The sequence below is a fragment of the Pseudomonas sp. DR48 genome (genome assembly GCF_019823085.1).
In the GTDB taxonomy this organism is placed as follows: domain Bacteria; phylum Pseudomonadota; class Gammaproteobacteria; order Pseudomonadales; family Pseudomonadaceae; genus Aquipseudomonas.
Genome location: NZ_CP081946.1, coordinates 5,666,973 through 5,678,838 on the forward strand (window position 1 = coordinate 5,666,973; position 11,866 = coordinate 5,678,838).

The following is an 11,866-nucleotide window of genomic DNA, read 5'->3' on the forward strand; positions in this document are numbered from 1 at the left end:
GTTGAAATCGGATAAGGTAGATGACGTTCCCGACTATCAGGAACCATCCCTCACGCAATCTGGAGCCCTGATGGACAGCCTCAACACCTTGAACGTTTTCGTGCAGGTCGCCGACACGCGCAGTTTCGTAGCGGCCGGCCGTGTGCTAGGCGTTTCCGCCTCGGCGGTCGGCAAAAGTATTGTCCGAATTGAAGAGCGCCTGGGTGTACGCCTGTTTCATCGCAGCACCCGCAGCATCACGTTAACTGCGGAAGGCGCGCTTTTCCTCGAACGGTGTCGAAGGATATTGGCGGAGATAGAAGCGGCAGAAGCGGAATTGACGCAAACGGTACTGGCGCCCCGTGGACGACTCAAGGTCAGCCTCCCACTGGTTGGAGAGCCGTTTCTCCCTGTCATGGCACAATTTAAAAAAGCCTACCCCGATGTCGACCTCGACCTGACATTTTCGGATCGTCGAGTCGATGTAGTCGAGGAAGGCTATGACGCTGTTGTGCGCAGTGGTAATTCTCCAGACTCACGCTTGACCTCGCGACGACTGGGGAGTTACCGAATGATTCTGGTCGGCGCTCCCGAGTATTTTGCAGAGCGTGGCGTTCCGCTGCATCCCAACGAGTTGGTAAAGCATTCCTGCATTCAATTTCGCTTCCCGAATACCGGAAAGTTACAAAGCTGGCCAGTGAGTCTGACCGATGGTGACAGTGAACTGAACCTTCCCACTTCAATGGTCTGCAACAACCTCGAGGCGCGTATCTGTTTTGCGGTGCAAGGTATCGGTATCGCCTACTTGCCCGATTTCGCCATCAAGGAATGGCTTGAGTGCGGAAAACTGGTTCCCATACTGGAGGACTGCTCTCAGGCGGGCGTATTTCAGATCATGTGGCCATCGGGCAGACACCCCGCCCCCAAACTGCGCGTGTTTATCGACTTCCTGAACGTGCACCTGTTTCCCGAAGCCGCCACCCCCGTCCGCCGAGCACTCGAAAAAAAATCGGCAACTACGGAGCAAAACTTCCGCGCATAGCGGAACTCCAGCCTACTTAATCCTGAGAGAGAAGCTACCTATCGTAGCCACCGCCAGATGCGCGAGCCCTCGAGCCAGATTCCGCTGGCCGCGCCTATCCTCTCAGACATTCAAGGCTGACCTCCGATGCTACGAGTTGCACATCCCCTACGCGTTGCGGCGGTATTCCCGACGTTACTCATCCTTGCCGCCTGCAATCAGCCACCGCCTCCGGCCGCTTCGGCAGCCACCGTGATCGCAAGCCCTCCCGTCCAACGCGACGTGATAGGCCGGGACAGTTTCACAGGTCGGCTCGAAGCCACGGACTCGGTGGACATACGAGCTCGTGTGAGCGGCTATATCGATCAGGTTGCGTTCATCGATGGGGCAATCGTGCGCAAGGGCGATTTGTTGTTCGTCATCGATCCTCGGCCCTATCAAGCTGTTTTTACTCAGGCGCAAGGCCAACTGGCGTCGGCACGCTCGCGACTTGAACTGGCCGAGATTGAACTGGCTCGTGCCAAGCGCCTGATTCCTTCCGGTGCAATCGCTGCAAACATTTATGACCAGCGCGTCCACGAACAGCAGACCGCACGTGCGGCCGTCGCCACGGCGTCAGGTGTGTTTGATCGTGCGCAACTGGATTTGTCTTTCACCCAGGTCCGCTCGCCCATGAATGGCCGGATCAGCCGCAAGCTTGTCAGCGTCGGTAACCTGATAGCAGGAGGAGACAACAGTGCGACGCTATTGACCAGCGTCGTATCCATTGACCCGATTGACGTCTACTTCGACATTGATGAACAAACCTACCTTCGTTATGGGCGGTTGGTCGTCGAGGGTAAAAGGCCTTCTGCCGATAATCTGGGCAGCGAGGTATTGATTGCCTTGCCCGGTGAAATCACACCGACACGCAAAGGCACGCTCGACTTCATCGAGAATCGCCTTGATCGTTCGACCGGAACGTTGCGCGGACGTGCCAGCGTTCATAACAAAGACCACTCGCTGAACCCGGGGCAGTTCGCTCGTGTACAGCTCATCAGCGATGGTGCGCATCGCGCATTACTCGTCCCTGACGCTGCGCTGACCACTGATGCAACCCGGCGCGTATTGAACGTGGTCGATCATGAGGATCGCGTCGCCGTGCGGACCGTTCAACTAGGTCGTCTATATGGCAAGTTGCGGGAAATCACCCAAGGCCTGGAACCTCAGGATCGTGTGATCGTCGACGGGCTTCAGCGCGCACAAGTCGGCGAAAAAGTTGTTGTTCAGCTCAAACCTGTTGATGCAAGCCTGGCCACCGTGGAGCGCACTCAATGAGCCTCGGTAGTGTCAGCGTTGAACGGCCGGTACTCGCCATCGTCCTGTCGATCGTCACCGTAATTGTCGGTGCGCTCGCCTACCTCATGCTTCCCGTTTCCGAGTACCCAAACATCGTCCCGCCGACCGTTATTGTCACGACAACCTATCCGGGTGCATCAGCGCAAACCGTCGCCGAAACGATCGCCACGCCAATTGAGCAAGAGGTCAACGGCGTCGAAGACATGATCTACATGTATAGCCAGGCGACCTCCGATGGCGGGCTCAACCTGACAGTCACCTTCAAACCCGGCACAGATCTGGACAAGGCCCAAGTCCAGGTACAAAACCGAGTGGCATTGGCGGTGCCGCGTCTGCCCGAGCCGGTGCAGCGCAATGGTGTTTCGGTGCGCAAATCTTCCCCCACGCAGTTCTGCACCATCTTTCTGTTTTCTCCCGATGAAAGCTATGACCAACTGTATGTTTCCAACTTTCTGATCCGTCGTGTCACAGACGTCATCAAGCGCATAGATGGCGTAGGTGACATTCAGTATTTTGGCGCCCGTGAGTATTCGATGCGTGTCTGGCTTGATCCTGAACGGGCAGCCGCACTGGATTTGACGCCCGGCGAAATCATTGCCGCGGTGCGCGCGCAAAATACCCAGATCGCAGGTGGAACAGTTGCTCAGCCCCCGGTGGAAAATCAATCGTTCCAACCTAACCTGATCTTTGAAGGCCGTTTGAAAACCCCGGCCGACTTCGACAACATCATCTTAAAAAAAGGCGCTGAAGGACGGATCGTCCATCTCAAGGATGTGGCGCGTATTGAAGTCGGTGCGCTGTCCTACTCCACGGACAGCTATCTGCAGGGTAAGCCCGCCGTAGCGGTTCAAGCCCTGCAACGCCCGGGTGCAAACGCCTTGGAGACGACACGTGAAATAGAACAGACCATGGAGCAGCTCAAGAAGGAATTTCCAAAGGGAATCGACTACAGCATTGCCTACAACCCAACCGAATTCATTGCCGACAGCGTCAGTGAACTGGTCAAGACCATCTTTGAGGCGGTGATTCTGGTGGTCGTGGTGATCCTGGTCTTCCTGCAAGGCTGGCGGCCTTCGATCATTCCGATTCTGGCCATCCCTATCTCGTTGGTGGGAACACTCGCTGCCATGATGGCCTTGGGATTTTCGATCAACAACCTGACGTTGTTCGGCCTGGTGCTCGCGGTTGGCATCGTTGTTGACAACGCTATCGTGGTTGTCGAAAACGTCGAACGGCACCTCAGTGATGGCCGCGCCCCGAAAGAAGCAACGCTGTTGACTATGCGCGAAGTCAGCGGCGCACTGTGCTCCATCACGCTGGTGCTTTGTGCTGTGTTCGTGCCGACGGCTTTCATTGGCGGGATTTCCGGTCAGTTTTTCCGCCAGTTCGGTATCACGATCGCGATCGCCACCGCTATTTCCTGCTTCAACTCGCTGACGCTATCTCCCGCGTTGGCGGCCATGATCCTGCGCCCTCACGCGCGCCATGAAAAGTTGAAACCGGCTCGACGATTTGAGAGATTCAGTAGGGCCATCGAACGAATGGCTGCTGGGTTCAATCATGAATTTGGTGCGCTGTCCGATGGATACGGAAGACTGGTGCGAAAATTGATCTCGCTGACACCTATGATGCTGGTGCTCTACGGACTGCTGATTGGCGCAACCGCCTTCTTGCTGATCAACACCCCTAAAGGCTTCATACCGGCCATGGATCGCGGTTATCTAGTGGTGATTGCACAACTTCCCGGCGGAGCTTCCCTCGAACGCACGACAAAAGTGGCGCGGGAGATCGAGTCGATAGCCAAGAATGTTCCCGGTGTTTCACGTGTTCCGGTGTTCTCCGGTTTTTCCGGGGCCACTCAGACCATCTCGTCGAATGCCGCAGCGCTGTATGTCGTACTCAAGCCATTCCCCGAGCGGATAAAGGAAGGGCAAACGGCCGAACGAATCATCGAGCAGTTGCGTGAACGCGTTGCATCGATTGCCGGTGCTTCGATTCTCGTCGTCTCCCCTCCTCCCGTCGAAGGCATTGGCAACACCGGAGGTTTCGCCATGCGCCTCGAAGATCGCGGTGGCGTCGGTTCCGAAGCGTTGGCAAAGGCCACCGCGGACTTGGTCGTGGCAGCTAATAAAACCCCAGGTATGGTCGGGGTCTACACCACCTACTCAGCGGCAACGCCACAAATCAAAGTCGATCTGGACCGAGAGCGCGCAGAAATGCTGGGCGTCCCCGCACAAGGTATCAATGAGGCGATAGAAACGTACTTTGGTTCCGCGTACATCAACGACTTCAATATTCTCGGACGCACTTATCGGGTAACGACGCAAGCAGATTTGCCGTACCGCGCAACCGCCGAAGACTTGTCTCGACTTAAAACCCGCAATACCGACGGTGAAATGGTCCCGATCGGTAGCGTGACTCAACTCAGCGATGTTCTGGGTGCTGAACGCGTGCCCCGCTATAACCTCTACCCGGCCACCGAAATAAGCGGTGATACCTTGCCCGGCAAGGGGGCTGCCTTCGCTAGCGCAACGATGGAAGAGCTAGCGAAGCAAGTACTGCCACCTGGCATCGCCTTCGAATGGACGGACCTGACCTTCCAACAGACAAGCGCTGGCAACACCGGGTTGCTGATATTCCCCTTGTGCGTACTGTTCGTTTATCTGGTGCTGGCTGCGCAATACGGCAGCTGGTCGCTACCGCTATCGATTCTGCTCATCGTCCCCATGTGCCTGCTTGCTGCCGTGGCAGGGCTAAGGCTGATGGGTTTGGAAATGAACATCATGACGCAAATCGGCTTTGTGGTGCTGGTAGGATTGGCGGCAAAGAATGCCATTTTGATTGTCGAGTTCGCGGTGCAACTGGAACAGGAAGGAAAGGCCCGCCTTGAGGCGGTCACGCAAGCCTGCATGCTGAGGTTACGCCCGATTCTCATGACATCGTTCGCGTTCATCCTTGGTGTGCTCCCCCTGGTGACGACGCCAGGCGCTGGCTCAGAGATGCGCAAGGCGGTGGGCACATCTGTGTTCTTCGGGATGATCGGCGTCACCCTGTTCGGCTTGGTATTCACACCGGTTTTTTACGTGTTTGTGCGCAACCTGGCCCAGAACAATCGTTCACACGCTGGGCTTTTGACGAAAGCTCACAGCTAAGCGGTTCCAGCTATTGATGGTGTTGATAGCCACCGTCAGGTCGACCATCTCAGTGTCATTGAACTCACCTTTCAACTGTTCCCAAACGTCATCTGGCACATGGCTTTGGGACAGTAAGGTGACGGCTTCCGTCCAGGCCAGCGCCGCCCTTTCACGGGGGGTGAAAAAAACACTGTCGCGCCAGACAACGACGGAATACAAACGCCGGTCCGTTTCGCCGAGCCGACGTGCATCAATCGAATGCATGTCCGTGCAAAAGGCGCAGCCATTGAGTTGCGAGGCGAAAACCTTGACCAGGTTAAGCAGTGCCGGTTCGATGCTCAAACCATTGGTCAATGCTTCCATCGCCATCATCGCTTTCATGGCTTTAGGTGAAGCGGCGTAATAATCCAGACGTGCACTCATGATCAATCTCCAGGCGGCTAATTTATATTTTTTGTCACGCCAGCCTAACCATCGAAAGACACTTCAACTACCTCCAATACCGGCTATTTAAAGAAGTCCATCTCAAGCACGTGAGTAAACAATCGCTCTGCATTGGACTAGGCCAATTTTCTGAATTACCTGCACGCAACTTTCCAGCGATAACCATTGCGGTAGTCTTAAACCTCTCAATGAGTGTTTCAAAATCCAAATCTGCGCTGGAGTCACGCCTCATGGAATTTCATATTGTCATCGATGGCCATAAGAACCTGGCGGGGCAGCTCTACAACCAGTTATACAACGCGATTGAAACCGGCCAATTGGCGCCTGGCACTCAGCTTCCTCCGAGTCGCTTGCTGGCTCAACAATTGGGTATTTCCCGCAAAACCATTTCAGACACCTATGCGCAACTGACTTATGAGAATCTGCTCGCGGGCAAAGTGGGCAAAGGTACTTACGTAAACGCCCGCCCGACAAAAACGACAATTAAACAAACCCATCTTGATTTGGCCAGCGCACAGAGTCTTGAACGTTGGGATGCAATGCCGACGTTTTTGAGACACCCGGAACTGGACGGCGCGTTACGTTACGAGTTCATCGGCGGCGCCACCAGCCAAGGTCTATTCCCACAAGACGAGTGGCGTCGCTGCTCATCAAACGCCCTGCGCCAGATTTCCCAGTCCAAGGGGCTGTATGGCTCTCCAGAGGGTCTGCCGGCGTTACGAAACGCCATTGCCCGACACATCGCGTTCTCCCGTGGCGTCAATTGTCAGGACAATGAAGTGGTGGTGTGCAATGGCGCACAACAGGCGCTGGACCTGATATCCCGCGTGCTGACGCGCGACGGCGGCACCATCGCCATGGAGGATCCCGGCTACCCGCCCGCCCGTATGCTGTTCCGCTCCTACGGCGCCAACGTCGTCGGTATCCCGGTGGACGAGGAAGGGATGCTGATTGACTTGATACCTGAAGGTACTCGTCTGATCTATGTGACCCCCTCCCATCAGTTCCCCCTCGGTATGCCGATGAGTCCGGCTCGTCGCCAGGCGCTGTTGGAAAAGGCAAAAACCTTGGGGGCGATCATCATCGAGGATGATTACGACAGCGAGTTTCGGTACGAAGGACGACCCACCGACTCACTTCACAGCATGGACACCTGCGGCATCGTCGCGTACGTCGGGACCTTCTCGAAAACGCTGCTGCCGCAATTGCGCCTCGGCTACATGATCCTGCCGCCAACGATTCTGGAAGCGGTAATCAGGGCCAAACAACTGACCGATCTGCACACCTCGACATTGCCTCAGTGGACATTGGCCAAATTCATTGCCGAAGGCTGCTTGCTCAAACATATCCGCCGCTGCCACGGCATTTATGCCGCCAGGCGTGAGCGTCTGCTGGAACGAGTCAACGACGACCTCTCACCCTGGTTCGAAGCCATACCCAGCAGTGCAGGCTTTCACATGACCTTGTTGTGCAAGGTGCCGATCGACATTGAGTTGCTGATCGAGCTGGCAAGGAAATCGGAGGTGGGGCTCTATTCAATCAACGGTTTTTTCGACATGCAAAAGCCCAAGCAAGGCTTGTTCATGGGTTTCGGCGCCATTGAAACACTGGATATCGATATTGCCCTGAACCGGGTGCGAGACATTCTTCAGCAGATCGCCTGACGTGCGATTTGCTACAAACCGTTACCCTTCAGGTTGACCTATGAAACGACGTATTTTGCTGGGATTGTTTGGCGTGATGACAGCGGGCATCGCCCAAGCGGATTCCATATCCGTACCCATGAGTTTGATGAGCCTTGTTAAGGCACCGATTCCTATAGGAACCATCACTATCAAGGAAACACCCGACGGACTGTTGTTTACCCCGGACTTGAAGCTGCTCCCTTCCGGTCCCCATGGCTTTCATGTACATGACAGCGGGAATTGCGCGACAGGTAGCCGTGTAAAGTCACCGGCCATGGCCGCCGGTGGACATATGGACCCGGGGCAAACCTTGAAGCATTCGGGGCCGAACGGTCGAGGCCACCTCGGTGACCTGCCGCTGATGCTGGTCAGTCCACAAGGCACCGCTTCGGAGCCGTTACTGGCACCGAGGTTGAAACAGTTGAAACAGATCAAGGGGCGCGCACTGATCATTCATGCCGGCAGCGATAACTATGCGGACACACCGGTAAAATACGGTGGTGGAAGTTCACGGATCGCCTGTGGCGCGATCTGACAGGATCGATCCAGCCCTAGAGCCTGCCGAAGGGCGCAGCGTTTGGCCAGAACAAGGCGGCCTGCCCTTTTCGCACACCCGCCTCGTCCAGTACTTCCCACACGATGCCATCGTGAATCATAAACGGCTCGCCATGACGGTCGACGCGATAGCCTGTGTATCCGGCGGCAATGCCCTTGGCCGTGACGACCTCCAGCAGTGCTTGTCGTGCCACCCTGTCGAGGCTTGAAGCGCTGAACCGTGACGGCATGCCGTAAAACACTTCCCGGCTGTATTTGAAACAGGCCAACGCACACTCATTGGCGTAAATGAAATGCGGGTCCTCGTCGTCGTTGTGGGACACCAGGCTGTACGGCGCACGATTGTGTAACCACTCCTCACGCAGCCCCGTGTTCGACAACGGACACGGGAGCCCTTCACCGGTCCACCGACGGTAGGATTGATCCAGCAATTGAATGATCGAGACCGGGGTCTGATCACCCCCTTCAGTATTGTTCATGGAATACCCTTAGTTCCTGAGACTGGAATCATTTGGCATGAGGATTGCGCCACGCCCATACAGTCAAGCCGAGACTGATCAGGGCCGGTAATGTCACGGCTGGAAAATCGCCGATCAGCGTTTCGGGACCGCACAGTCCTGCCATCACTTCCCATACATGAAAAACCGCGTGGCCGCTAAGCCACAGCGCCGTCGTGCCCCACAACATCACGCTGGATTCTCGGCGAAGAACACCGCCCAACAGGGCGCCGCCAATGATCATGTATAAAATCGCGATGTCACGGATGAAGTGCTGGTTGAATGCACCGGTCCTGGCGACTCCCGGGACTTCCGTGTACCACAGCGCTGGATTGACGATCATGAACACGCCGTTGGCGAACATGCTGATGCTTAACAGACCGGCCACAGCAAACACTGCCATGGTCGCAAAACTTATCGTGTGTTTACTCATAAGGTTGCAGACTCCCATCGTGTTTCCCAGGCATAAACAGACTGCGAAACACAACATAACGGTGGTCGATGCATTCGCCACGTCATCCAAAACTATCTGACAACCCTGGAATAACCCACCGCCAATTCCGGCTATTTCTCCTAGCCCAAAGCGCGCCTTCCGCGGCTAGGTTTTGCGCGCGGCATAGGTTTCCGAACTATTGGGGAACACTGCATTTCTGACATCCATCGCATAGGCCGCTACCGACTCGTCAATGAGGGTGTGAAGGCTGGCGTAACGACGGACAAACCTGGGTGTCCATTCGAATAGACCCAGCATGTCATCGACCACCAAAACCTGTCCGTCGCATTCGCTGGAGGCACCGATACCGATGGTGGGAATGCTCACCGCCCGGGTAATTTCATCGGCGAGTTCACTGACAACTCCCTCGACCACTATGGCAAATGCACCGGCGTCACTCACTTGCCTGGCATCCGCCAAAATCTGCTGTCGTTCATCGATGGTATGCCCTTTCGTTTTGAAGCCACCATCGGTATGCACAGCCTGTGGCCTGATCCCGACATGGCCGACCACGGGGATGCCACGTTTCACAAGGAAAGCGACGGTGTCAGCGATCCCTTCACAAGCCTCGACCTTTGCGGCCTGACAACCTGTTTCCTGCATGATCTTTACGGCCGAGTCATAAGCTTGCGCCGGACTTCGCTCGTAGCTGCCAAAAGGCATATCGATCACCACCAGCGCTCGTTCCGAACCTCGAATCACCGCTTTGCCATGCAGGATCATCATCTCCAGCGTCACGCCGACTGTGCTTGGCAGACCGTGCACCACCATGCCGACGGAATCGCCTACCAGCAACAAGTCGACATGCGCATCGAGAAGCGCCGCCATAGGTGCACTGTAGGCCGTCAGGCAGACGATTTTGTCTTTACCCTTGCGACTGACAATCTGCGGGACAGTCAAACGCGTTGAACGAATGCGAAGAGACATATTTTTCCTAGAACTCTAAAGATTGAACGGGTTGGCGAACGCTGCCCACTCCGGGAACTTCAACCGCGCGAAGCCACACTGTCCGGTACGGGACCAAGCCAGTCAGTAACAAATTCGGCAGCAGATGGCCGAGCTTTGAGACGAGAGATCTTGCTCGGCGTACCGACATAAATGAACCCGAGTAAACGCTCGTTATCACCTGTCAGCCCCAGTGCACGACGTACGTCCGGATCGTAAGAATTCTGTCCCGATGCCCAGTAAGCGCCGTAACCCAGGATGTGCAGCGCGTTCAAAATGTTCATGGCTGCAGCACCCACCGACAACATTTGTTCAATCTCCGGAACCTTGTCTGATACCGAGATCCTTACGCCAACGGCGATCAACATCGGCGCGGCAGTCGCCTGCGACCTCGATGCCTTTCCCTGGTCCTGTGCATTGCGCTTCAAAGCTGCCGCGGCAAACACTTCGCCGAGCTCATGGGTGGCCGGATTCCGGACCGTAATGAATCGCCACGGCTTCAGATTTGAATGATCCGGCGCGCGCATTGCTACTTGAAAAACAAGGCTCAATTCGTCGGCGTCGGGAATAGGCAGCCCCAATGGCCATTGCGACTGGCGGTTAAGTAGACTGCCCAGTAGTTCGCGATTGCTTGAAGTTGTAGCATCAGGAAAATTCATGGAAGACTCCTTCATTTTTCAATGAGTGCGGTGTTATCACCCGATTCGGGTTGAGGATTGATGATGACGGTGCAGGTAATGCCGGCCGCCAGCACCAGGTCGTCTGGCACCTGGTCCAGGTGAATGCGCACAGGCACGCGTTGAGCCAAGCGAACCCAGTTGAAGGTCGGATTGACATCGGCAATGAGATCGCGGCTCTGAGGGTTGTCTCGGTCGTAGATACCGCGGGCAATGCTCTCGACATGGCCTTTGAGCAGTTCGCCACTCATCAGCTGCAGGTCCGCGGAATCACCCACACGGATATGGGGTAGTTTGGTCTCTTCGAAAAAGCCATAAACCCAGAAAGAGTGACGATCAACCACAGCCATTTTTGACTCGCCCATCTTGGCGTAATCGCCGCGATGAACGTTCAAATTGGTGACGTAGCCATCGACCGCCGAAAGCACTCGGGTACGTTTTAGGTTGAGCTCAGCAGCCTCCAATTGAGCTTGAGCGAGTTGATAATCGGCCATGGCCGCCCCGGCGATGTTGCTGGCGTCTTCACGGCTTTCGCTGGATATGACCAGGTTATCCATGTCGGCGCGTCTATTGGCGTTCAGTCTGCGCATTTCCCATGTTGCCTTGCGCGAAGCCACCAGCGCCTGGGCTTGCTTGACGGCCAATTGGTAGTGCTCGGGGTCAATCAGCATGAGCACATCACCTTTTTTTACCACCTGGTTATCGCGCACGGGCACCTCAACAACGACACCCGCCACATCCGCGGCAACATTGATGACGTCAGCGCGTACTCTGCCGTCCCGCGTCCAGGGTGTGTCCATGTAATTAGCCCAAAGAATCCGGCCAAGCCACAGCGCCAAGGCCAGCACTGTCAACGTCGCGATCAAACTGAAAAGCTTTTTCATCCGAGCACTCTCAACGGTAAACAGTCAGCGCTAAGGCGCCAAAAATGCAGGTAAAGACACTCAGGCGCAGCAGCGCCGGGTGCCAGAAAAATCGATACAGATCGACGCCGTTAAACAAAGCACCCAGTGCCCACGCCAGAACTGCCGCGACAAAAAAGATCAACGTCATGGTGGGTACGTAGACGCCGTGGAACGCTATTTCTCTGTACATGGT

General features: G+C 55.7%; 12 protein-coding genes. 5 read left to right on the forward strand and 7 right to left on the reverse strand.

Translation table 11 applies throughout. The features are described 5' to 3' along the window. Nucleotides 1-70 precede the first annotated feature (70 nt). The 3 genes from K5K95_RS25610 to K5K95_RS25620 all read left to right on the forward strand — a co-directional run bounded on the left by K5K95_RS25610 (nt 71) and on the right by K5K95_RS25620 (nt 5,490). The gene (locus tag K5K95_RS25610; protein WP_222586685.1) at nt 71-1,021 is read left to right on the forward strand and encodes a LysR family transcriptional regulator; all 951 of its coding nucleotides are present in this window, start codon (nt 71-73) and stop codon (nt 1,019-1,021) included. 126 nt (nt 1,022-1,147) lie between these two features. Continuing rightward, on the forward strand, nt 1,148-2,317 hold the full coding sequence (locus K5K95_RS25615; protein ID WP_222586686.1) for an efflux RND transporter periplasmic adaptor subunit: 1,170 nt from the start codon (nt 1,148-1,150) through the stop codon (nt 2,315-2,317). Continuing rightward, nucleotides 2,314-5,490 (forward strand): efflux RND transporter permease subunit, encoded by a 3,177-nt coding sequence (locus tag K5K95_RS25620; RefSeq protein ID WP_222586687.1) that lies wholly within the window; start codon nt 2,314-2,316, stop codon nt 5,488-5,490. Before K5K95_RS25615 ends, K5K95_RS25620 begins: the two co-directional genes overlap by 4 nt. Here K5K95_RS25620 and K5K95_RS25625 read toward each other — a convergent pair. Continuing rightward, nucleotides 5,455-5,895 (reverse strand): carboxymuconolactone decarboxylase family protein, encoded by a 441-nt coding sequence (locus K5K95_RS25625; RefSeq protein ID WP_222586688.1) that lies wholly within the window; start codon nt 5,893-5,895, stop codon nt 5,455-5,457. The two genes, K5K95_RS25620 and K5K95_RS25625, sit on opposite strands and share 36 nt — an antisense overlap. A 251-nt stretch (nt 5,896-6,146) precedes the next feature. Here K5K95_RS25625 and K5K95_RS25630 point away from each other — a divergent pair, with 251 nt between their 5' ends. Together K5K95_RS25630 and sodC are read left to right on the forward strand one after the other, a co-directional pair. Continuing rightward, on the forward strand, nt 6,147-7,580 hold the full coding sequence (locus K5K95_RS25630) for a PLP-dependent aminotransferase family protein (RefSeq protein ID WP_222590429.1): 1,434 nt from the start codon (nt 6,147-6,149) through the stop codon (nt 7,578-7,580). Between the two features lie 40 nt (nt 7,581-7,620). Then, nucleotides 7,621-8,136: a superoxide dismutase family protein gene (gene sodC, locus K5K95_RS25635; protein WP_222586689.1), complete on the forward strand. Its 516-nt coding sequence runs from the start codon at nt 7,621-7,623 to the stop codon at nt 8,134-8,136. A gap of 16 nt (nt 8,137-8,152) precedes the next feature. On the opposite strand, the gene K5K95_RS25640 is transcribed toward sodC, so the two are convergent. From K5K95_RS25640 to K5K95_RS25665, 6 genes are all read right to left on the reverse strand, one after another. Beyond that, complete coding sequence (locus K5K95_RS25640) at nt 8,153-8,635, reverse strand: MEKHLA domain-containing protein (protein ID WP_222586690.1); 483 nt, start codon at nt 8,633-8,635, stop codon at nt 8,153-8,155. 28 nt (nt 8,636-8,663) lie between these two features. After that, complete coding sequence (locus K5K95_RS25645) at nt 8,664-9,086, reverse strand: hypothetical protein (protein ID WP_222586691.1); 423 nt, start codon at nt 9,084-9,086, stop codon at nt 8,664-8,666. A 165-nt stretch (nt 9,087-9,251) separates the two neighbouring features. Further along, nucleotides 9,252-10,073 carry a 3-methyl-2-oxobutanoate hydroxymethyltransferase gene (gene panB, locus K5K95_RS25650; protein WP_222586692.1) on the reverse strand — a complete coding sequence of 274 codons (822 nt, stop codon included), beginning with the start codon at nt 10,071-10,073 and terminating at the stop codon, nt 9,252-9,254. 59 nt (nt 10,074-10,132) lie between these two features. Then, entirely contained in the window at nt 10,133-10,750 is a 618-nt protein-coding gene (locus K5K95_RS25655; protein WP_222586693.1) for a nitroreductase, read from the reverse strand. 11 nt (nt 10,751-10,761) lie between these two features. Then, the gene (locus K5K95_RS25660) at nt 10,762-11,652 is read right to left on the reverse strand and encodes an HlyD family secretion protein (RefSeq protein ID WP_222586694.1); all 891 of its coding nucleotides are present in this window, start codon (nt 11,650-11,652) and stop codon (nt 10,762-10,764) included. A gap of 10 nt (nt 11,653-11,662) precedes the next feature. Beyond that, nucleotides 11,663-11,863, reverse strand: coding sequence for a DUF1656 domain-containing protein (locus tag K5K95_RS25665; RefSeq protein ID WP_222586695.1), 201 nt, complete (start codon nt 11,861-11,863; stop codon nt 11,663-11,665). Nucleotides 11,864-11,866: the final 3 nt, after the last annotated feature.

Coding starts and splice junctions, on each gene's coding strand:
- K5K95_RS25620 (WP_222586687.1), top strand. CDS start 2,314: ATGAGCCTCGGTAGTGTCAGCGTTGAACGGCCGGTACTCGCCATCGTC.
- K5K95_RS25660 (WP_222586694.1), bottom strand. CDS start 11,652: ATGAAAAAGCTTTTCAGTTTGATCGCGACGTTGACAGTGCTGGCCTTG.
- K5K95_RS25645 (WP_222586691.1), bottom strand. CDS start 9,086: ATGAGTAAACACACGATAAGTTTTGCGACCATGGCAGTGTTTGCTGTG.
- panB (WP_222586692.1), bottom strand. CDS start 10,073: ATGTCTCTTCGCATTCGTTCAACGCGTTTGACTGTCCCGCAGATTGTC.
- sodC (WP_222586689.1), top strand. CDS start 7,621: ATGAAACGACGTATTTTGCTGGGATTGTTTGGCGTGATGACAGCGGGC.
- K5K95_RS25615 (WP_222586686.1), top strand. CDS start 1,148: ATGCTACGAGTTGCACATCCCCTACGCGTTGCGGCGGTATTCCCGACG.
- K5K95_RS25610 (WP_222586685.1), top strand. CDS start 71: ATGGACAGCCTCAACACCTTGAACGTTTTCGTGCAGGTCGCCGACACG.
- K5K95_RS25640 (WP_222586690.1), bottom strand. CDS start 8,635: ATGAACAATACTGAAGGGGGTGATCAGACCCCGGTCTCGATCATTCAA.
- K5K95_RS25665 (WP_222586695.1), bottom strand. CDS start 11,863: ATGTACAGAGAAATAGCGTTCCACGGCGTCTACGTACCCACCATGACG.
- K5K95_RS25655 (WP_222586693.1), bottom strand. CDS start 10,750: ATGAATTTTCCTGATGCTACAACTTCAAGCAATCGCGAACTACTGGGC.
- K5K95_RS25625 (WP_222586688.1), bottom strand. CDS start 5,895: ATGAGTGCACGTCTGGATTATTACGCCGCTTCACCTAAAGCCATGAAA.
- K5K95_RS25630 (WP_222590429.1), top strand. CDS start 6,147: ATGGAATTTCATATTGTCATCGATGGCCATAAGAACCTGGCGGGGCAG.